Consider the following 18,206-nt stretch of genomic DNA (forward strand, 5'->3'; position numbering starts at 1 on the left):
CCGTGCGGCTGCTCTTCATCACCTTGGTTACGCTCCTGATCGCCACCGGCGTCGGCATCGGCGCAACGTGGATGACGACGACCCGCGGCACCGAGTTCGGTACGCTGACGATCGGCGCCTGGACGGCGCGTCCGAAAACCGGCACGGCCGATGTCGACCCCTATGCGCGCGCGACCATCACCCGCAATGGCGAATTGCCGATCGGCACCGGCGACGGCGTGGCCTTCACCGCCACCACGGACGACAAGAGGAAGCCGCTCGACGGGCGCTGCGACATCCTGGTCAGCGGCGTCACGCCACCCGCCCGGTTCTGGACGCTCACGCTCTACGACCGCAAGGGCCACCTCGTCGCCAACACGCTGCAGCGCTACGGCTTCACCAGCCAGGAGCTGGTACGAGGTGCCGATGGCTCCTTCGAGATTCGTGTCGCCGCGCGCTCGCGCTCCGGCAACTGGCTGCCGACCGGCGGCATCGAGCGCTACGCGCTGATGCTGCGGCTCTACGACACGCCGGTCGGCGTCGCGACCCGCACGCAGCGCGACGCACCGATGCCGTCGATCACGACAGTAGGTTGCCCATCATGATCCGGCTGCTGTTCACGGTCGTGGTCGGCGTGCTGCTCGGCGGCGTGGTCCATCTCGTCAGCGTGCTGGCGCTGCCGCGGATCTCGACCCAGGACGCCTACTCCCGGCTGACGCCGATGACCAAGCTGAACGCCGTGACGCAGTTGCCATTGGCCGATCCCGGCAATTCACCGATGCCGTTCATGGATCCGGCGTTCGCCATGGCGATCTGCCGCTATGATCTGTCCGACGGACCGCTCAAGCTCACGGTTCCGGTGAGCCAGGCCTATACGTCGGTATCGTTCTACACGCGCAACGAGATCGCCTACTACGCCATCAACGACCGCTCCGCCGGCAAGCGCGTGATCGAGCTCAACCTGATGACCGAGGCGCAGCACGAAGACCTGCCCGAGGACGAGGAGATCACGGCCGCCGACCGGCTGATCATCGATTCGCCGACGACGACCGGGTTGATCGTGCTGAAGGCCCTGGCCGCCGAGCCCGGTCTCATGCCGCAGGCGCAGGCCTCCCTTGCAGCGGCAAGCTGCGGCGTACAGACCGAGGCACCGGCCAAGGCCGAGAAGCCGCGCGGCAAACGATAAGTCAATACGACGTCCTAGACGAATTCGACAACACTCTCTTCATCCTTGGTGGCATAGTCGTTGTCGCGCGCCGCTGCTATGATGGATCAGGACGGCGGCGCTTCGCTCAACATCAGGTCATGCCTCTCGAAATCGAACGGAAGTTTCTCGTCAAGTCCGATGCTTGGCGGGATCAGGCGACGCACAGTGAACGCCTTCGCGACGGCCTCGTCGCACGTCAGGACGGCCTCAAGGTCCGCGTTCGCTGCTATGGCAACCGGACGACGCTGTGCGTGAAGAGCGGCCGCCGCGGCCTGATCCGAGATGAATTCGAGTACGATATTCCCGCGGACCACGCCGCGATGCTGTTCGCGCATTGCAGCGGACGCATCCTCGAGAAGACGCGTCACTATGTGCCGGCCGAAAGCGGCGTCTGGGAAGTCGACGTCTACCACGACGCGCTCGAAGGCGTCGTCATCGCCGAGATCGAGCTGCCGACCGAAACGACCATCGTGACCCTTCCCGACTGGGTCGGCGACGAGGTCACCGGCGACCCGCGCTACAGCAAGGCCAACATGCTGACGGAGCGCTCGCGGGCGGCGAAAGTCCGGGAGCTGCGGCGCGCGCGCCTTGCAGGGCTGTGATGCACGCACGGGCCGTTGCGGCTTGACCCCTGTCAAATCACCCGTCGAGGGCACACCTTAAACAGCGCGGACTTGGCGGTCTGAACGATCGCGCATGGAGTTTGCACGATGAGTTCATCGCAGGTGATGTCACAGGCGCTGCGCGCCAAGATCATGTCGGCCGACGAGGCGGCCGCGCTGGTCGAGCCCGGCAACCATGTCGGCATGAGCGGCTTCACCGGGTCGGGCTACCCGAAGGCGGTGCCGCTCGCGCTGGCGCGCCGGATCGAAGCCGCGCATGCGCGCGGCGAGCCGTTCCGCGTCGGCGTGTGGACCGGGGCGAGCACCGCGCCCGAGCTCGACGGCGCGCTCGCCCGGGCTGATGGCATCGACCTGCGCCTGCCCTATCAGTCCGATCCGGCGACACGACAGCGCATCAACGCCGGCAGCATCGACTATATCGATCTGCATCTCAGCCATGTCGCACAGTTCGTGTGGTTCGGTTTTCTCGGCCATCTCGACGTCGCCGTGATCGAATGCGCCGGCATCCTGCCCGACGGGCGGCTGATCCCCTCGACCTCGATCGGCAACAACAAGACCTGGCTCGATCTGGCGGACCGCGTCATCATCGAAGTCAATTCGTGGATGAACCCGGCGCTGCTCGGCATGCACGACGTCTATTACGGCACCCGCCTGCCACCGCATCGCAAGCCGATCCCGATCCTGGCGCCCGGCGACCGCATCGGCGAGACCACCTATCGCTGCAATCCGGACAAGGTCATCGCGGTCGTCGAGACCCACGCGCCCGACCGCAACACGAGCTTCGCCGCCCCCGACGACGTCTCCGGCGCGATCGCCGGGCACATCCTGGAGTTCTTCGCGCACGAGGTGAAGCAGGGCCGCCTGCCGCGCAATCTGCTGCCGCTGCAATCGGGCGTCGGCAACGTCGCGAACGCCGTGATGGCCGGGCTCGACGACGGGCCGTTCCCGCATCTCACCGCCTACACCGAGGTGCTGCAGGACGGCATGCTGAACCTGATCCGCTCGGGGCGGATGGATCTCGCCTCCGCGACGGCATTGTCGCTGAGCTCGGAAGCGGCGATCGAATTCAACCGCGAGATCGAGTTCCTGCGCGACCGCATCGTGCTGCGGCCGCAGGAGATCTCCAACCACCCCGAGGTGATCCGCCGGCTCGGCGTCATCGCCATGAACGGCATGATCGAGGCCGACATCTACGGCAACGTCAACTCGACCCACGTGCGCGGCAGCAGCATCATGAACGGCATCGGCGGCTCCGGGGACTTCGCCCGCAACGCCTATCTGTCGATCTTCATGACGCCCTCGACGGCGAAGAATGGGACGATCTCCTGCATCGTGCCGATGGTCACCCATGTCGACCACACCGAGCACGACGTGCAGGTTCTGGTGACCGAGCGCGGCCTCGCCGATCTGCGCGGCCTGTCGCCCAAACAGCGCGCCCGCACCATCATCGATCAGGCGGCGCATCCAAAATTCCGGCCGGCGCTGGCGGATTATTTCGAACGCGCCTGCCGCGATTCGACCGGCAAGCACACGCCGCATCTGCTCGAGGAGGCGTTCCGCCTGCTCAGGCCGGAATGAGCGCTGCGGCCCGATCACCGCAGCGGCACGCCTCGTAGGCGACGGGATCGTGGCTGTTCACGATCGTGACCCGGTCGCCATGGTCGCATTTCAAGCGCCGCAGCCGCTCCTGGTTGGCGATCCGCATCGTGCGATCCTGATCGCCCTTGCGCTGGAACAGCCCGAGCAGCAGCGGCATCCGTGGCCGCGGATCGAGCTGGCCGTGGAAGAAATAGGCATCGCCGGCGTGCAGCAGCCATTTGTCGCCGCGTCGCACGGCGACGCCGCAATGGCCGCGGGTATGGCCCGGCAGAGGAACGATCAGGATGTCGCCGCTGCGATCCACGGCAGCGCGGACACCGCGAAAGCCGAACCAGTCCTCGCCGTCGTCGCCGTAGAACTGCCAGTCGGGACGATGCCGCCATTGGCCGGCGACATAGCGACCGCGCGGCGGCGCCGGCGACCCCTCGACGGCCATCGCATGCTCCCCGCGATGAACGTGCACCTTGGCCTTCGGGAAATCGCCGATGCCGCCGGCGTGGTCCCGGTCGAGATGCGTGAGCAGGATGTGCCTGACGTCGTCGGGCGAGAAGCCCAATGCCTTTACCTGCTGCAGCGCCGTCTCCGACGCATCGAGAAGCGGCGCAGCCTGCCTCACCCAGCGTGCCCCCAATCGTGCGGGCGCGGCGATGTCACCGGTGCCGATGCCGGTGTCGACGAGGACCAGGCCGTCATCGCTTTCGATCAGCAGGCAGTGGCAGACGAGGCGGGCGCGCGCGAACAGGCCGCCGCTGCCGCTCACCAGCCGACCGCCGCGTGGACACATCGTGCCGGTGTTGAGGTGGTGGACGCGCATCGATCTTCTCCTTCATTGCCGATATCGGGCGCATCCTTGCGGGCCGGGCAGAGATAAGTAAAATATTGATCAGTGATACGCATCATAGGCTGCTCCTATGGATATCCGCGAGCTCCGCTATTTCTCCGCCGTGTTCGAGGAACGCAGCCTGACCAGGGCAGCGGCGCGCTGCTTCGTCTCGCAGCCATCGATTTCGCTGGCGATCGCCAACCTCGAGGCCGAGCTCGGCACCGAGCTGTTCCTCCGCCACCGCAAGGGTGTCGTGCCGCTGGAGGCGGCCGAGCGCCTGCAGCCGATCGCGCGCCGGATCGTCGGCGAAGCCGATGCCGCCCGCAACCTGTTCCGGCACGGCGCGCCGAAGCAGGCGCTCAAGCTCGGGCTCATGCGCACCCTCGACGGCCGGCGCGTGACCGCGCTGCTCAAGCCGCTCACGGCGCGCGAGGATCTCAGGCTTCACATCGTCGGTCCGACCGAGCGGGCCGACGGACGCATCGTCTCAAAAAGCCTGGTCGACGACGGCGAGCATTTCCTGCCGCTGTGGAGCGAGCGCTATGTCGCGGCTTTGCCGCTTGCGCATCCGCTCACGCTGAAGCCGCGCCTGCGCGCGGCCGACCTCGCCGACGTCGCCATGATCGACCGCTGCCATTGCGAGCACAGCGCGCTGGCGCGACGCAGCGGCGGGCCGCGCGAGATCGCCGCCATCGCCGAAACCGAGGATTGGGCCCTGGCGCTGGTCGCTGCCGGCGTCGGCGTCGCGATCGTTCCCGAAGGCGTCGTGCACGGCCGAAGCGACGTTGCGGTCCGCGAGATCGAGATGACGTTGAAGCGCCAGGTCGGCCTCGCCTACTCCGCCGCGCGCGCTCCATCCGAGGCGCTGAAGATCTTGATCGCGACGCTGCGCGCGGCAGCGCCGCAGAAGCTCCGTGCGACAGCAGGGCGGCAAAAGGGAGCACCGGCCAAGCCAGGCCGGCGCCGGAGCAAGATCGCGCCGGGCTAGCCCCGCGTCGTCAGCGGCCGTTCGATCAGGGGCCGCGCGGCGACCGGCGGATTGGCGGTCTGAGCCGCCAGTTCGTGGATCAGGCGATCGGCCTCGGCGGCCATGCCGTCGGGCGCCTGCAGCACCAGGCGCTCCAAGGCCCAGCGGTAGGACGAGACGCGCTGCTCCAGGCTGATCTGCACCCATTGCACGATCAGCGAGTTCTCCTGCATGCGCGCGACGGCATCGGCTTGCTCGCGCGGCGAGAGCTCGGTCATGTATTTCATGCTGGCATCGCGCTTGCGATCGAGATCGATGACGCGGATGGCCGACGCGAAGAACGGCTCGAAGCGGGTGATGTCGTCGCGCACGTCGTCGATCAGCTGGGTGTAGCGCGAGGCGTGCGAGCGGTGCGGCTCGTCGATCAAGGCCCGCCCATAGGCTGTGCGGTCGAACACGACCTTCTGGCGCCACGGCGAGGCCGACGGCTGATAGTCGCCGAACACGCTCTTCCAGGCAGGGCGCGAATGCGGTGGCTCGATCAGCGGATAAGCGAGATCGCGCAGCTGGCGCTCATTGTCTGTCAGTTGGAACTGCGACGGCCTGACGCCGACGCTGGCGGTGGCTTCCGCCCCGATCCATTTGTGCATGTCGTCATTGCGCATGTCGGCGCGGGTGCGGCCGAAATCGCCGCCGCTGCAGGCGCCGAGCAGTCCGCCGACGAGAACGAGTACGAACACCGGCAGCGCGCGCCGGACCGGATTCACGATGGCCGGCATTCCCGTTTCCCCCGACCTGTCAGCGGCGACGGCGACGGCGGCTTGGCGCTGTGCCCTCGCGGGGTCCGCTATCGTCGGTCGTGGTCTCGCGCTCGATCCGAACGACGGGAAGAATCAGGATCGTTCCCATGCCCTCCTGCGGCGCGCCGGTCACGGCAGGCCGCGCGCGACGCGCAACGTCCGCCGGGAATTCAATGATGGTCGCCATGTCCACTCTCTTTCGTGCCCGAAGTTCTTACCCCCTGAAAACTCCCCGTCGCCCGAACTTCGCAGGCAAGAGGGCACGCAGAACTGACGATCACGAATGCCGGCGCATGAAGCTGCACGTTGGCATTCGGCGCGGCGAAGATCAGGCTGGCCGCGTGACGCGGCCAAGGCGAGATCATCGAACGGATCGATTAAGATCAGGACGTGGTTAAGAGGATATTAATGCGCGGGCCGCCCGACACGGATCGCGTGCACCGGCGGGAGAGAAGGCAAGCCAGCGTTGCGCCTTTGTCTCACCGGGTCATTTCGGCCCATCTTCACCGGTTGTTTTCCTTAACGCCGCATTAAAACAACTCCGCTCTAATCGGCGCAACGATTGCCGAAGTTGCGTACCCCGACATGACAAGATCATCGCTGTTCCCCGGCTTCGACGGGTTGCTCACGCTCTCGCGCCGCGAGGGCGTCGACATCAAGCCCACTCTGCTGCGCGTCCTGACCGACCTCTATGTCCAGGCGAGCGCGCATTCCGCCGACGAGGAGCGGCAGTTCGTCGAATTGGCCTCCCGTCTGGTCGACGACGTCGACGATGCGACCCGTGCGGCGGTGCGTGCGCGGCTGGCGATCTATCCGGCGACGCCGATCGAGATCCTGAACAAGCTGGGCTTGCGCCCGGCGCAGAGCGAGCCGACGCCGCCGCTCGCCGGCCCCATTCCCGCATCGCTTCGCTCGTCGCCTCCGATCCCGCCGCGCGACGACGCGGCGTCCGGATTGTCGATGCAGCCGAAGGATGCCGCCGAGCTCAGCGAGATGTTCATGCGCGCCGCCTCGCACGAACGCATCGCCATCCTGCAGAACCTCGCCACCACGCCGCTGAGGCCCGCCGCGCCGACGCCGTTGCACCGCGCGGTGCATGCGATCGAGGCGCTGGAGATGGCCGCGTTCAACGCCGACGTCGAGACGTTCACGATCGAGCTCGGCGAGAGCCTGATCCTGCCCTCACGCATGACCCACGAGGTTGTCAACGATCCCCATGGCGAGCCGCTGGCCTGCGCCGCAAAGGCGCTCGGCATGCCGGCGCCGGTGTTCGAGCGCGTACTGCTGTTCCTCAAGCCCGAGATGGGCCAGTCCGTCCAGACCGTGTTTCGGCTGTCACGCTTCTACGAACGGCTCAGCGAGCGCGCGGCGCTGATCATGCTGGCGGCCTGGCGCGGCTCCGGAATGGCCGCGATCAGGGCCAAGCATCGCACGGCGCTCTATGACGACGAACGTCAGCACGTCCGTGGCAGCACGGCGCGGGCCGGCACCGCGACGAGGCCGATCGTGCGCACGGGGACCGATGGCTTCAAGCGCTGACGCGCGATCGCTGTCCCGAATCTTAGCGATGATCAGGGACGCTCGCGCACGAGATCGAGAAAATGACGGCCCTGCCTGTCCTCGGTCTCGATGATCCAGGCGTCGGGATCGAAGCGCAGCTCCTTGACGAGCCGCTCCTCGATCTGCGCTTCCGCGATCGGTTGCGGCGATATCGGTACGAAGAAGCGGTCGATCGGCTGGCTGTCGTCATAGACGGTCTGCGGGGCGGGGACATAGAGCTGGGCCGTGCCATCCATCATCGCGACCTTGACGAAGACCGCGCCGGCTTCCTCCGCGCCACGGTGGCGGATCGCGCTGAACGCGCCGGCCGACTGGCAACGCCGCAGATAGGCGCTCACCCAGATGCTGCTCTTCAATCGCATGATGGTTCGATGCAGGTGCAAGCGCGCTGCACGTCGCAGCCGCCCCTGCTCTATTCGATCGGATGACCGATGACAATCGCAAGCTCGCGCACCAGGCGGTCCGACACCTGGCCCGTTACCGGCAGCTTGCGCTCGCGCTCGAACTTCTGGATCGCGGCCAGGGTGTCGGAGCCGACCATCCCCGTCGGCTTCAACTGGCCGTAGCCGTATTCGGTCAGCGCACGCTGGACCGCGGCGACACGACGGACATTGCCGCCCTGCTGCGTCGGCTGCGGACGCGGCACGTTGCCCTGACCGCCGCTGACCGAGCGGACGAGATCGGCCAGAGGATCGGCATATTTCTGATCCGGACGCGGCTCGGTGGCGCGCTGCTCGACCGCCCTCTGCTCCGCCGCCCTGGTTTCGGCGGGCCGCGTCTCGATCACCTTCGGATCCAAAGGCGAGATGTCCATCGGCCGGGGCCGCGGCAGCGGATTGGAGCTCGTCAGATGGGGCGGAATGGTCACAATCGACCCGAACATCGGCGCCGGATGCGGTCCCGATTGCAGGAACACGGCATTGACGATGATGGCGCTGCCAGCCGCGCAGGCCAGCAGGCCCGCAAACAGATCCTTCGGGCTGTAGAGCATGGCCCGCAGCAGCCAGCCGCGCCCCTCCGCCACGTCGACGACGGCCGCAGCGTCGCGCTTGCGACGGCGCGGCGGCGCCGGATCATCCTCTGCAGCTCGTCTAGGCACTCTTCTTCACCTGCATGACCTGCCCTGGCTGGGCGGAGCGCGAGGGTGACAGCGGCGTGACGGTGGCGCCCGCAGCGGCCTCGGCCACGAAGTTGATCGGCAGCGCGATCGTGACCGTGGTCCCCTCGTCGATCTTGCTTTCTATCGACATTTCGCCGCCGTGCAAGGTCACGAGGCTCTTGACGATCGAGAGCCCGAGGCCGGTTCCCTCGTGACGGCGCTGGTAGGTCTTGCCGGCCTGGAAGAACGGATCGCCGATGCGCTTGAGATCATCGGCGGCGATGCCGACGCCGGTGTCGGTGATTCGCAGCAGCAGGCGCGCGCCGTCGACGCCAGCCGAGACTGTGACATGGCCGCCGCGCTCGGTGAACTTGATGGCATTGGAGACGAGGTTGAGCACGATCTGCTTGAAGGCGCGCGGATCACCGGTGACCATCGGCAGGTCCTGCGGCACGTCGGCGGACAGATCGACACCGTTCTCGCGCGCCCGCAGCGCCAGCAGGTTGCAGCAATTGATAAGCGCCACTCGCGGCGCAAACGGCTCCGGCGTCAGCTCGAAATTGCCGGACTCCATCTTCGACATGTCGAGGATGCCGTTCACGACCGACAGCAGATGCTGGCCGGAATCATTGATGAGCTGCGCATATTCGCGGCGCCGCGCCGCGTTCAGCACCAGCACCTGCTCCTGCATCAGCATCTCGGAGAAGCCGATGATGGCGTTCAAGGGCGTGCGCAACTCGTGGCTCATGGTGGCGAGGAATCGCGTCTTCGCGGCGTCGGCGCGCTCGGCGGCGCTGCGCGCCAATTCGAGCGCCTGCTCCTGCAGCTTGCGATCGGTGACGTCGCGCATGACCGCGACCACCTCCTGCTCCGACCCGCCCGGCGCCACGCCGATGCGGTCGAGCGGGCGGCAACGCATTTCGACCCAGATGAAATCGACCGGATGATGAAAGCCGCGGCCCTCGCCCGGCGCATCGCGGCGCAGGCGGAACTCGACACTCGAGGCTTCGCTGCCGCCCGCCGCTTCCGACAGCGCCGTGAGATAGGCCGGCCGGTCGGCGACATGGACCCGTTCGAACAGGCCGTGGCCGTGCAACTGCACGACCGGCGCGCCGAGCAGCGTCTCGGCCGCCGGCGAGATGAACATGACCGCGCCGTTGCGGCGGTGACGGGAGATCACGTCGCTCATATTACGCGCGAGCAGGCGATAGCGCTCCTCCTCCATCGACAGCAGCGTCACGCTGGTGCGCGCGAGCGTGTCGGCGGCAAACGCGAGCACGGCCGCATAGAGCGTGGCTGAGGCGACGCCGAACGCGAGCAGCGCGGTGCGCAAGGCGGGGTTGGTCTCGGGCTTCGGCAGCCAGCCGAAATGACCGATGAGGATGAGCAGCAGCGCGCAGCACAGTGCGAGCCCCGCGGAGAACACGACGACGCGGCGCGAGGCCGAGAACGAGGCTTCCAGGGGGACGACGATCAGCCACACCGCGGCAAAGGATTCGATGCCGCCGGTCTCGATCGACACCGCCATGATCAGCGCCGACAGTGCCAGCGACGACAGCGCGCAGGCGCTCTCGTAGCGGCCGGTGCGCGACAGATACCATGACAGCAGAATGGGCGCGATCAGCCAGGACAGCGCGCCGACCTCGAGCGCGCTCGGCGCACCGCGCATCGCGAGAAAGGCAGGAAACACGGCGAAGGCGGCGAGGCTGCCCAGCAGGCGCGGCGCGATGAAGGCGCGATGACGCGCGCGCGTCATCGCATCAGTTCGAGCCGATGGATGCAATAACGCATCGAGACAATCGCGGATGATACTCAACACACTCACGGCTCTCGCGCCTCGGCCTGTCGGTGGTTCTCACAAAGAGAACGCGCCGGGACGCCCCCTGTCGTCGGAAGTCACCGTGTCAGACTCGCATTAAGCGAACGCTAAGGGCCAGACTGCGGTGAGCCCGCCATTCGGCCGGGATGGTGAATGCATCGTTTCCGGCCGGGCCTGCGGTTGCGAAAGCGGCGCGATCTACAGCCGGTTGCACGGCGCGTGCGCCCGGCGCCAATGAAAAATTTACTCCGAAAAAAATCCAGCGCCCGACTTCGCGAAATCTCAACCAATTAAGCCCAATGCAAGCAGTCGCGACATAGAACAATCAGCTGCGATCCCGTTGCGCGACTTGAGCACGCGAGATCAGCAGCACGGTCGGGGTTGCGTGATGTTCTTTCTGCTTCGGATGGCATTCTGGCTCGGACTCGTGCTGGTGCTGCTGCCGCGCGAGAAGAGCCCGGATGCCGACAAGCTGCCGCAGATCAATGCGCACGAAGCGGTGCAGGCCGCGACCGCGGCCGTCTCCGACATGAGCCAGTTCTGCAAGCGCCAGCCGCAGGCCTGCGAGGTCGGCGGCCAGGCCGCGACCGTAATCGGCCACCGCGCCCAGGAAGGCGCGCGCAAGATCTACCAGATCATCACCGACAAGTCCGACGCCGCGGAGAAGCCGGCCGGCGCCGACAAGTTCATCGGCCCGGTGAAGCCGGCCAGTCTCGACAAGCGCGGCAACGATCACACCGGCTCGATCGACGCCCCCGTGCTCGAGGAGATTCCGCCGGGTGACGCGCCGGCCGATACGCTCTCGGCCGACGATCTCGCCGCCGAATGGCATCTGCCGCCGACGCCCTGAAGCGGCGGAACCGACTGTCGCTTTCGTCCTCCCGAACGCCTATATGAAGGCCGACATCGGGACCGAAGAGCATCATGACGATCGACGACATCCGCGACAATTTCGCCCTGCTCGACGACTGGGACGACCGCTACCGCTACGTGATCGAGCTCGGCCGCACCCTGGCGCCGATGCCCGAGGACGAGCACTCCGCCGCGAACAAGGTGCAGGGCTGCGCCAGCCAGGTCTGGCTGTCGAAGCACGTCGATCACAGCGGCGCCGTGCCCGTGCTGAACTATCTCGGCGACAGCGACGCCCATATCGTTCGTGGTCTGATCGCAATTCTGCTGACGCTGTATTCCGGGCGGACACCGCAGGAGATCATGACCATCGATGCGCCCGCGGTGTTCGACGAACTCGGGTTCCGCGAGCACCTGACGCCGCAGCGCTCCAACGGCCTGCGCTCGATGGTCGAGCGCATCCGCGCCGACGCCCGCGAGGCGCTCGCCACGGCGTCCTGATCGGTTCGGCTACTTCTCCCGCTCGGGCCGCTGCTGGCCCAGGCCCATCTTCTTGGCGAGCTGCGAGCGGGTGACCGCGTAGTTCGGTGCCACCATCGGATAGTCCGGCGGCAGGTTCCATTTGTCGCGGTATTGTTCCGGCGTCATGTTGTACTGCGTGCGCAGATGTCGCCGCAGCGACTTGAAGCGCTTGCCGTCCTCGAGACAGACCAGATAGTCCGGGTGAATCGATTTCTTCACCGGGACCGCTGGCCGCGCCGGCTCCGGCGCGGGCTCGCTTCGTCCCGCTGCGACCCGCGTCAGCGCCGCATGCACCTGGCTGATCAGAGAGGGAATCTCCGCCGCCGGTGTCGGGTTGTTGCTGAGATAGGCCGACACGATGTCGGCCGTCAGATCGATAAAGCTCTTGCCGACCGCTTCGGTCATCGAACCCTCATCCCGCTCCGCCCTGCGACCGTCGATCGCAAAGTATCCCTCGATCGCAAGTATCACTCGCGCCGAGTGGCAGCGTTGTCTCGCGATTCTGCAAGCAATATGGGCAAATGACTGGCAAAATAACAAGATAGTGAGGACTTCTTCTTGAGAAGTCTGTCACCCGCCAAGTACTGTGTACAGTACGCCCGCCGAATTCAACCTGACCGTGTGATCCGGCCGCGTCAGGTCCGGCCTTCGAGATGGGTGCGCAGCTCGTCGATCGACGCAAAGCGCATCATCCCTTCGGGCATCTGCGCCTCGATCGAGCCGTCGGAATAGAGCGAATAGGCCATCCCATCCACCACGCCCGACTTGACGATGCTGACGGCCGGCGCGTCCAGGTCCTTCGGCTCAGGCGGCGGCGGGGTTGGCTCGGGTTCGACGAAGGCCGGGGCGGCCCGCGCCAAGCGCCGCGGGAACGGCGGGCGCAGAGGCTCCGGCGTCCGCTCCGGTCGAGACCAGCCGTCCGACGGGCCCGACTCGGTCACGGCAGGCTCGTCCAGCGGCACGGGCGGCGGTGCGCTGAGGGGCGGTGACCGGAAATCCGTCGGCAACGGCTCGGCGCCGCGCTTCTCCGCGCGCTCCCGTTCCCGCCGCGACGACGACGCAAACAGCAGGTTGCGCTTGGGCCGCTCGGCGGGTTCGGCTGGCGGCTCGTCCGGCGCCGGCAAGGGCTCGGAGGCGCGCAGCGAGCCTGACAAAGGAGACGAGGACAGAGGCGACGACGACAACCCCGAGGACAGAGGAGACGACAGGTCCGGCATGCGGGGACGCGGACGTGGCGAGCCTCCCTCGCGCCAGACGTCCTCCGTCGGCGGCACCGGGGCGGTCTCGAAGTCGGTCTTGCTGGCGCCGAGCGGGAGCTGCAGAGGCTTGGCCTCGGACTCGGCGTCCGGACGCGACCTCAGCCGGCTCGAAATCACCTTCAGCTCGCTGAGGACGGCCGCCAGTCCGAACAGGATCAGCCCGCTGCAGACGCCAAGGGTCCCCGACAGGATCAGCGTATTGCCGACGCTGAACTCCTTGACCGGAATTCCCCAGGCGATCGCCCCGAGCCCGGCCAACACGGCGAGGGCTCCGGCGGCCAACATTGCACTCATCATCGAACTCATCCCCTAATGCGCCGGTTCCGGACGGTGTCCCGACCGAAATCACATTAGATAGCTGCGGTTGCGCGCGTCCTTGAATCCGGTTTCTAGTCCAAATCCGCGACAATTTGCAGCGGAAGTTCGGCCAATCCTGCTGAAGTTCTCGTCCGCCGTGCAGCCATCGTCATGATGCCGCCACAATATACATCGGCCAACCCTCGGCATTCATTGAGGTTCCTCCCGGGCTCTTCCGGCTCCTGTGGTTCAGCGGGCGTTCATTTGACTGTGCCAATATGGCGCTCAGCAGCCGAAATTCGGGTCCCCGCTGCGCTGCGAGAAGCATACCTTCCCATAATTCCGACACCTCGGAAGCCGGGACGCGCTATACGGTGGCGGGGAACACAGGCCTGAAACGCGGAAGCGGGGTCGCCAGGGGACGCCGGGTCACACTCAGCCATGACAACGATAACCACTTCGGTTCTTGAGACCCCGACGCGGCGGTCCCTCGAGCGGACGTATGACGATCTTGCACTGTTCGTGCTTGCCGCGGTCGCGGTGGTGGCCGGACTGACCTTCCGGGATTACGGCCTCGGCTGGGACGATTACACCCATGCCGAATATGCCGATCTGTTGCTGCGCATGTACGGCTCCGGTTTCAGGGACCAGGCGGCGCTGTCGTTCGCCAACCTGTATATGTACGGTGGCGGCTTCGACATGGTTGCAGCCCTGCTGCACAAGATCCTGCCGCTGGAATTGTTCGAGACGCGCCGGCTGGTCGGGGCCGTCGTCGGGCTGATCGGCCTTGGCGTGACCTGGCGCCTGGCGCGTCGCATCGGCGGTCCGGTGGCCGGCCTCGCCGCGCTGCTGCTGCTGGCGCTGTGCCCGATCTTCTACGGCCACATGTTCATGAACCCGAAGGACGCCCCCTTCGCGGTCGCCATGGTGGTGCTGCTGATGGGTCTCGTGCGCCTTGCCGAGGAGTACCCCTACCCCTCGCCGCGCACCATCCTGATCCTCGGCCTCGGCGCCGGCTTTTCGATCGGCTCCCGCATCCTGGGCGGCATGGCTGTCGTCTATGCGATGGTCGGCTTCATGCCGCTGTTCTTGGAGGAGTACCGCACGCAAGGGCCGCGCGAGACGATCCGCCGCTTCGCCCACGTGCTCTATGTGCTGATCCCCGGCCTGATCCTGGGCTACCTGATCATGGGGCTGATCTGGCCCTGGTCGATCATCGAACCGGCCAACCCGTTCCGGGCCCTGACCTATTTCTCGCACTTCTTCGAGAAGCCGTGGAAGGAGATGTTCGACGGGGCGCTGGTCTCGGTGCCGGACATGCCCTGGTCGTATTTGCCGACGCTGTTCGCGCTGCAACTGCCCGAACTGATGATCGCGCTGTTCGTCGCCGGCGTCGTGGCCTCGATCATGTCGCTGTCGCGGCCCGACGTGCCGGCGCGCCGGAAGAGCATCCTGCTGATGCTGACGCTGGCGGCGACGCTGCCGATCCTGATCGCGATCGTCAAACGCCCGGCGCTCTACAACGGCATCCGCCACTTCGTGTTCGTGATCCCGCCGATGGCGCTGCTCGGCGGCATCGCCTTCTCCTGGCTGCTGTCGTGGCTCAACGCCGACGAGCGCCGCAGCTGGCAGCCGGTGGCGATCGCCGCGTTCTGCTTCGGCCTGCTGCTGCCGCTGGCCGAGATGATCCGGCTGCATCCCTATCAGTACACCCACTTCAACTTCATCGCCGGCACGGTGCGCGAGGCCGACACCCGATTCATGCTCGACTATTGGGGGCTGGCGCTGAAGCAGGCCTCCGACGGGCTGAAGGAGCAGCTCGACGAGCGCCAGGAGGTGCCGCCGATCGGGCACAAATGGAAGGTCGCGGTCTGCGGCCCGCAGCGGCCGGCCCAGGTCGCGCTCGGCCCCGATTTCACCATCGGCTGGGACAGCCACGCGGCCGACTTCGCCATGACCCTCGGCGAGTTCTACTGCAAGGGACTGACTGCCCCTGTCATGGTCGAGATCAAGCGCGACGACGTCGTGTTCGCCCGGGTCTACGACATCCGCGGCCGCAGCATCTCCAGCCTGCTGTCGATCCCGGCGCCGTGAGCGGCCTGCTCAGCCAAACGACATGACTGCTGCCCTGCCCCGCGCCTTGCCGCGCGGCGGCGTGCCGCTTAGGCTCCGATGAACTCTTGGAAATCGGAGAATGCCATGTCGCCAGCCGAAGCGCGCCTCAAGGAAGTGCCGTCGAACATGACCGAGGCCGAATGGTCGCAGCGGGTCAATCTCGCCGCCGCCTACCGCCTGGTGGCGCTGTTCGGCTGGGACGACCTGGTGGACACTCACATCTCGGCCCGCGTGCCCGGCCCCGAGCATCACTTCCTGATCAACCCCTACGGCCTGCTGTTCGAGGAGATCACCGCCTCCAGCCTGATCAAGGTCGACCTCTACGGCAATCAGTTGTCCGAGAGCGAGTACAGCATCAATCCCGCCGGCTTCACCATCCATTCCGCGATCCATGAGGTCCGCGAGGATGCCGGCTGCGTGATCCATCTGCACACGCTCGACGGCGTCGCGGTGTCGAGCTGCGCCGACGGCCTGCTGCCGCTCAACCAGATCGCGCAATACGTGACCCACGACCTCGCCTATCACGACTACGAGGGCGTGGCGCTGGACCATGACGAGCGGCCGCGGCTGCAGCGCGACCTCGGCAGCAAGAACCACATGCTTTTGCGCAATCACGGCACCCTGACGGTCGGCCGCTCGGTCGCCTCCGCCTTCGAGCGCATGTATCACTTGGAGCGTGCCTGCTCGATCCAGGTCCGCACGCGCACGCTCGGTCCCTCGGCCTATCCCGTGCGCGACGAGGTCATCGACAGGAATGCGAAGCTGTTCGACAACGAGGATCGCGTCGAGCTGCGCTCCACCCAGCTGGTCTGGCCGCCGCTGCTGCGCCGGCTCGATCGCCTCAATCCGGGCTACCGCAATTGATTGTCGCCCGCTGATCGGCTAGTCTGAACCCATCACCCTCTACGCTTTTCGGAATGAAACGCCGCCCAATTCCGGGCGGCGTTTTTATTCGTGCGATGACGTGCCCCGTCAGCAGCATCCTGCCCGAGCCATGCCCTGCCGCTCGGACGGGCCGTGCAGTTGCTGCAATTCCTCGGCCAGCCGCCGCTCGACGAAGCGCCGCTCGTGCTCGGCAAGGCGGGTGGCGAGCAGCTTGCGATAGCGCCGCACATTGGCCTCGCGCGAGAACCGCAGGCGGGCGGCGGGCCGCATCCTGCCGCTCGCGGCGCTGTCCATCGCGGCGCCATCGGCTTCGACATCGACGCGCGGAACGATGCGCATGGCCGCCCCGCCGCGTGGGCGCGGCGGCTGATCCTCGCGGTCGAGCTGACGCAGCGCGCCGAGCACGTCGGCCAGATAAAGCGGCCTGGCGATGCCCGGGATCTTGCGCAGGCCCGGCTGCGACTCGACGGCATACATGTCCGACGCCCAGGACGACAGGATCAGCCGCTTCTCGGCCAGTGACAGCTTGCGGTCATTCAGCAGGTCCGCCGGCGACTCGTAGTGCGAGACCGAATGGAATCCGGCACTGCCCGCGGTGATCGAAAAACGGTGCTCGCTCATGGCGTCTCTCCTCTTCCACTCCTTTCACCAGAGACAGATGCTGCAACGGCGCGGGCGACACGCCGCCCGCGCCGTAGCTCGAACAAGGCGTCAGGCCGCCTTCTGCTGCGCGATCTTCTCGACCGGCGCCGTGCCGATGGCGATGCGGCGCGGCTTCATCGCCTCGGGAATCTCGCGCACGAGCTCGATCCGCAGCAGGCCGTTGTCGAACGCCGCGTTGGTCACCTGCACATAGTCGGCGAGATTGAACTGCCGCTTGAACGGCCGCGACGAGATGCCCTGATAGAGGTATTCGCGGGTCTCCTTGTCGCCCTTGCGTCCTTCCACCGTGAGCACGTTGTGCTCGGCGGTGATGGACAGTTCGTCCGGAGCGAAGCCCGCCAGCGCCAGCGAAATCTGGTAGCGGTCGTCGCCGATCCGCTCGATGTTGTACGGGGGATAGTGGTCCTCGACCGCGCGCTGGGTCTCGTCGAGCAGGTCGAACAGACGGTCGAAGCCGATGGTCGAACGCCACAGCGGAGAGAAGTCGTAGGTCCTCATAGCCAAGTCCTCCTAGGAGCAAGATGGATACGAAGGAGCGCCGAGCCGATGCGGACTTCAAAGTCCCGGAGATGTCCGAGTACCAAGAGACTTCTGAGTACCAGACAACCGGTCAGCGCCCAGATTTCGACCGGGCCCTGATGGCACCCGGCGCCGCCGAAGCGGCAGCAGACGAATTAGAAAAGCCGGCATCCATTTCAAGAGGAACGGATCGATTTTTTTGTCGCAGCCTTTTTTTCGCAGCGCAACACCCGTCAGGCGGCCACGGCGGACAGCCGCTGCAGCCGCATCGTCGCCTCCCGGAGCACGCTGACCAGCCGGTCGCGCTCGCGCTGATCGATGTCGCCACGCGACAACACGGCCTGGCAGTGCGCCACCACGCGTTGCTCGCTCTCGATCAAAAACCGCGTCAAGCGACGGGGATCGCCCATGCTCATGACGGAGGTCGGGTTGGGCGGCGGATGATCGTATTGCCAGGCTGGCATGATCGGGCCTGCGAGCTCGCGCTGCTGATGAGACCGGGCGGCGCGACAGCGCTCAACCACACCTCCCGTCGACCGTCGGCCCGATCACAGCCGGCTCACTGAACGCAATTGTGGCCGGTTCTGGACGAACTGCGATCGTCAACCTGATTGATAGCTG

At 66.5% G+C, this 18,206-nt stretch carries 21 protein-coding genes; 10 read left to right on the forward strand and 11 right to left on the reverse strand.

Annotated features, from left to right (window positions below; genetic code table 11):
* Positions 1–2 precede the first annotated feature (2 nt).
* From ACQR13_RS00245 to ACQR13_RS00260, 4 genes are all read left to right on the forward strand, one after another.
* Positions 3–584 (forward strand): DUF1214 domain-containing protein, encoded by a 582-nt coding sequence (locus ACQR13_RS00245; RefSeq protein ID WP_315716128.1) that lies wholly within the window; start codon positions 3–5, stop codon positions 582–584.
* Entirely contained in the window at positions 581–1,165 is a 585-nt protein-coding gene (locus ACQR13_RS00250; protein WP_315716127.1) for a DUF1254 domain-containing protein, read from the forward strand. The genes ACQR13_RS00245 and ACQR13_RS00250 overlap by 4 nt, the downstream gene beginning before the upstream one ends.
* A gap of 119 nt (positions 1,166–1,284) precedes the next feature.
* A complete protein-coding gene (locus ACQR13_RS00255; RefSeq protein ID WP_315828263.1) occupies positions 1,285–1,788 on the forward strand; it encodes a CYTH domain-containing protein in 504 nt (167 codons plus the stop codon).
* 108 nt (positions 1,789–1,896) lie between these two features.
* Positions 1,897–3,387 (forward strand): acetyl-CoA hydrolase/transferase family protein, encoded by a 1,491-nt coding sequence (locus tag ACQR13_RS00260; protein WP_315753069.1) that lies wholly within the window; start codon positions 1,897–1,899, stop codon positions 3,385–3,387.
* Here the strand turns inward: ACQR13_RS00260 and ACQR13_RS00265 are convergent.
* On the reverse strand, positions 3,374–4,222 hold the full coding sequence (locus tag ACQR13_RS00265; protein WP_315828262.1) for an MBL fold metallo-hydrolase: 849 nt from the start codon (positions 4,220–4,222) through the stop codon (positions 3,374–3,376). The genes ACQR13_RS00260 and ACQR13_RS00265 overlap by 14 nt on opposite strands.
* Before the next feature lie 97 nt (positions 4,223–4,319).
* On the opposite strand from ACQR13_RS00265, the gene ACQR13_RS00270 reads away from it, so the two are divergent.
* On the forward strand, positions 4,320–5,219 hold the full coding sequence (locus tag ACQR13_RS00270; RefSeq protein ID WP_315753070.1) for a LysR family transcriptional regulator: 900 nt from the start codon (positions 4,320–4,322) through the stop codon (positions 5,217–5,219).
* Here the strand turns inward: ACQR13_RS00270 and ACQR13_RS00275 are convergent.
* On the reverse strand, positions 5,216–5,977 hold the full coding sequence (locus tag ACQR13_RS00275; RefSeq protein ID WP_315716122.1) for a hypothetical protein: 762 nt from the start codon (positions 5,975–5,977) through the stop codon (positions 5,216–5,218). The two genes, ACQR13_RS00270 and ACQR13_RS00275, sit on opposite strands and share 4 nt — an antisense overlap.
* 19 nt (positions 5,978–5,996) lie before the next feature.
* Positions 5,997–6,185: a hypothetical protein gene (locus tag ACQR13_RS00280; RefSeq protein WP_315716121.1), complete on the reverse strand. Its 189-nt coding sequence runs from the start codon at positions 6,183–6,185 to the stop codon at positions 5,997–5,999.
* Positions 6,186–6,583: 398 nt separating this feature from the next.
* Here ACQR13_RS00280 and ACQR13_RS00285 point away from each other — a divergent pair, with 398 nt between their 5' ends.
* Positions 6,584–7,537, forward strand: a complete 954-nt coding sequence (locus ACQR13_RS00285) for a DUF2336 domain-containing protein (RefSeq protein ID WP_434862492.1) — start codon at positions 6,584–6,586, stop codon at positions 7,535–7,537.
* Between the two features lie 32 nt (positions 7,538–7,569).
* On the opposite strand, the gene ACQR13_RS00290 is transcribed toward ACQR13_RS00285, so the two are convergent.
* Genes ACQR13_RS00290 through ACQR13_RS00300 form a run of 3 tightly spaced genes read right to left on the reverse strand, consistent with a single transcriptional unit; the run spans position 7,570 to position 10,413 of the window.
* A complete protein-coding gene (locus ACQR13_RS00290; RefSeq protein WP_315716119.1) occupies positions 7,570–7,920 on the reverse strand; it encodes a DUF1491 family protein in 351 nt (116 codons plus the stop codon).
* Between the two features lie 50 nt (positions 7,921–7,970).
* Entirely contained in the window at positions 7,971–8,657 is a 687-nt protein-coding gene (locus tag ACQR13_RS00295) for a peptidoglycan-binding domain-containing protein (protein ID WP_315753072.1), read from the reverse strand.
* Positions 8,650–10,413: a PAS domain-containing sensor histidine kinase gene (locus ACQR13_RS00300; protein WP_434862493.1), complete on the reverse strand. Its 1,764-nt coding sequence runs from the start codon at positions 10,411–10,413 to the stop codon at positions 8,650–8,652. The genes ACQR13_RS00295 and ACQR13_RS00300 overlap by 8 nt, the downstream gene beginning before the upstream one ends.
* Before the next feature lie 451 nt (positions 10,414–10,864).
* On the opposite strand from ACQR13_RS00300, the gene ACQR13_RS00305 reads away from it, so the two are divergent.
* Complete coding sequence (locus ACQR13_RS00305) at positions 10,865–11,326, forward strand: DUF5330 domain-containing protein (protein ID WP_315753074.1); 462 nt, start codon at positions 10,865–10,867, stop codon at positions 11,324–11,326.
* A gap of 74 nt (positions 11,327–11,400) precedes the next feature.
* Positions 11,401–11,826 carry a SufE family protein gene (locus ACQR13_RS00310; RefSeq protein WP_315753075.1) on the forward strand — a complete coding sequence of 142 codons (426 nt, stop codon included), beginning with the start codon at positions 11,401–11,403 and terminating at the stop codon, positions 11,824–11,826.
* A gap of 9 nt (positions 11,827–11,835) precedes the next feature.
* Here ACQR13_RS00310 and ACQR13_RS00315 read toward each other — a convergent pair whose 3' ends face one another.
* Entirely contained in the window at positions 11,836–12,252 is a 417-nt protein-coding gene (locus ACQR13_RS00315) for a MucR family transcriptional regulator (protein ID WP_315716114.1), read from the reverse strand.
* A gap of 230 nt (positions 12,253–12,482) precedes the next feature.
* Positions 12,483–13,403 carry a hypothetical protein gene (locus ACQR13_RS00320; protein ID WP_315753076.1) on the reverse strand — a complete coding sequence of 307 codons (921 nt, stop codon included), beginning with the start codon at positions 13,401–13,403 and terminating at the stop codon, positions 12,483–12,485.
* Positions 13,404–13,844: 441 nt separating this feature from the next.
* Between ACQR13_RS00320 and ACQR13_RS00325 the strand changes: the two genes are divergently transcribed.
* Both ACQR13_RS00325 and ACQR13_RS00330 read left to right on the forward strand, forming a co-directional pair.
* Entirely contained in the window at positions 13,845–15,497 is a 1,653-nt protein-coding gene (locus ACQR13_RS00325; protein WP_315753077.1) for a glycosyltransferase family 39 protein, read from the forward strand.
* Between the two features lie 105 nt (positions 15,498–15,602).
* On the forward strand, positions 15,603–16,382 hold the full coding sequence (locus ACQR13_RS00330; protein WP_315716111.1) for a class II aldolase/adducin family protein: 780 nt from the start codon (positions 15,603–15,605) through the stop codon (positions 16,380–16,382).
* 108 nt (positions 16,383–16,490) lie between these two features.
* Here the strand turns inward: ACQR13_RS00330 and ACQR13_RS00335 are convergent, their stop codons facing one another.
* The 3 genes from ACQR13_RS00335 to ACQR13_RS00345 form a co-directional block, all read right to left on the reverse strand.
* A complete protein-coding gene (locus ACQR13_RS00335; RefSeq protein WP_315716110.1) occupies positions 16,491–17,024 on the reverse strand; it encodes a hypothetical protein in 534 nt (177 codons plus the stop codon).
* Between the two features lie 90 nt (positions 17,025–17,114).
* Positions 17,115–17,564: an Hsp20 family protein gene (locus ACQR13_RS00340; protein WP_315716109.1), complete on the reverse strand. Its 450-nt coding sequence runs from the start codon at positions 17,562–17,564 to the stop codon at positions 17,115–17,117.
* Positions 17,565–17,818: 254 nt separating this feature from the next.
* Positions 17,819–18,049, reverse strand: a complete 231-nt coding sequence (locus ACQR13_RS00345) for a hypothetical protein (protein WP_315716108.1) — start codon at positions 18,047–18,049, stop codon at positions 17,819–17,821.
* Between the last annotated feature and the right edge of the window lie 157 nt (positions 18,050–18,206).

The sequence above is a fragment of the Bradyrhizobium sp. HKCCYLRH3059 genome, assembly GCF_051168035.1.
In the GTDB taxonomy this organism is placed as follows: domain Bacteria; phylum Pseudomonadota; class Alphaproteobacteria; order Rhizobiales; family Xanthobacteraceae; genus Bradyrhizobium.

Bases quoted from the DNA above. Each gene is read 5' to 3' on its own strand.
- ACQR13_RS00340 (WP_315716109.1), bottom strand. From the start codon at position 17,564: ATGAGGACCTACGACTTCTCTCCGCTGTGGCGTTCGACCATCGGCTTC.
- ACQR13_RS00280 (WP_315716121.1), bottom strand. From the start codon at position 6,185: ATGGCGACCATCATTGAATTCCCGGCGGACGTTGCGCGTCGCGCGCGG.
- ACQR13_RS00270 (WP_315753070.1), top strand. From the start codon at position 4,320: ATGGATATCCGCGAGCTCCGCTATTTCTCCGCCGTGTTCGAGGAACGC.
- ACQR13_RS00250 (WP_315716127.1), top strand. From the start codon at position 581: ATGATCCGGCTGCTGTTCACGGTCGTGGTCGGCGTGCTGCTCGGCGGC.
- ACQR13_RS00305 (WP_315753074.1), top strand. From the start codon at position 10,865: ATGTTCTTTCTGCTTCGGATGGCATTCTGGCTCGGACTCGTGCTGGTG.
- ACQR13_RS00315 (WP_315716114.1), bottom strand. From the start codon at position 12,252: ATGACCGAAGCGGTCGGCAAGAGCTTTATCGATCTGACGGCCGACATC.
- ACQR13_RS00260 (WP_315753069.1), top strand. From the start codon at position 1,897: ATGAGTTCATCGCAGGTGATGTCACAGGCGCTGCGCGCCAAGATCATG.
- ACQR13_RS00285 (WP_434862492.1), top strand. From the start codon at position 6,584: ATGACAAGATCATCGCTGTTCCCCGGCTTCGACGGGTTGCTCACGCTC.
- ACQR13_RS00345 (WP_315716108.1), bottom strand. From the start codon at position 18,049: ATGCCAGCCTGGCAATACGATCATCCGCCGCCCAACCCGACCTCCGTC.
- ACQR13_RS00300 (WP_434862493.1), bottom strand. From the start codon at position 10,413: ATGACGCGCGCGCGTCATCGCGCCTTCATCGCGCCGCGCCTGCTGGGC.
- ACQR13_RS00255 (WP_315828263.1), top strand. From the start codon at position 1,285: ATGCCTCTCGAAATCGAACGGAAGTTTCTCGTCAAGTCCGATGCTTGG.
- ACQR13_RS00335 (WP_315716110.1), bottom strand. From the start codon at position 17,024: ATGAGCGAGCACCGTTTTTCGATCACCGCGGGCAGTGCCGGATTCCAT.
- ACQR13_RS00320 (WP_315753076.1), bottom strand. From the start codon at position 13,403: ATGATGAGTGCAATGTTGGCCGCCGGAGCCCTCGCCGTGTTGGCCGGG.
- ACQR13_RS00290 (WP_315716119.1), bottom strand. From the start codon at position 7,920: ATGCGATTGAAGAGCAGCATCTGGGTGAGCGCCTATCTGCGGCGTTGC.
- ACQR13_RS00265 (WP_315828262.1), bottom strand. From the start codon at position 4,222: ATGCGCGTCCACCACCTCAACACCGGCACGATGTGTCCACGCGGCGGT.
- ACQR13_RS00325 (WP_315753077.1), top strand. From the start codon at position 13,845: ATGACAACGATAACCACTTCGGTTCTTGAGACCCCGACGCGGCGGTCC.
- ACQR13_RS00275 (WP_315716122.1), bottom strand. From the start codon at position 5,977: ATGCCGGCCATCGTGAATCCGGTCCGGCGCGCGCTGCCGGTGTTCGTA.
- ACQR13_RS00310 (WP_315753075.1), top strand. From the start codon at position 11,401: ATGACGATCGACGACATCCGCGACAATTTCGCCCTGCTCGACGACTGG.
- ACQR13_RS00330 (WP_315716111.1), top strand. From the start codon at position 15,603: ATGTCGCCAGCCGAAGCGCGCCTCAAGGAAGTGCCGTCGAACATGACC.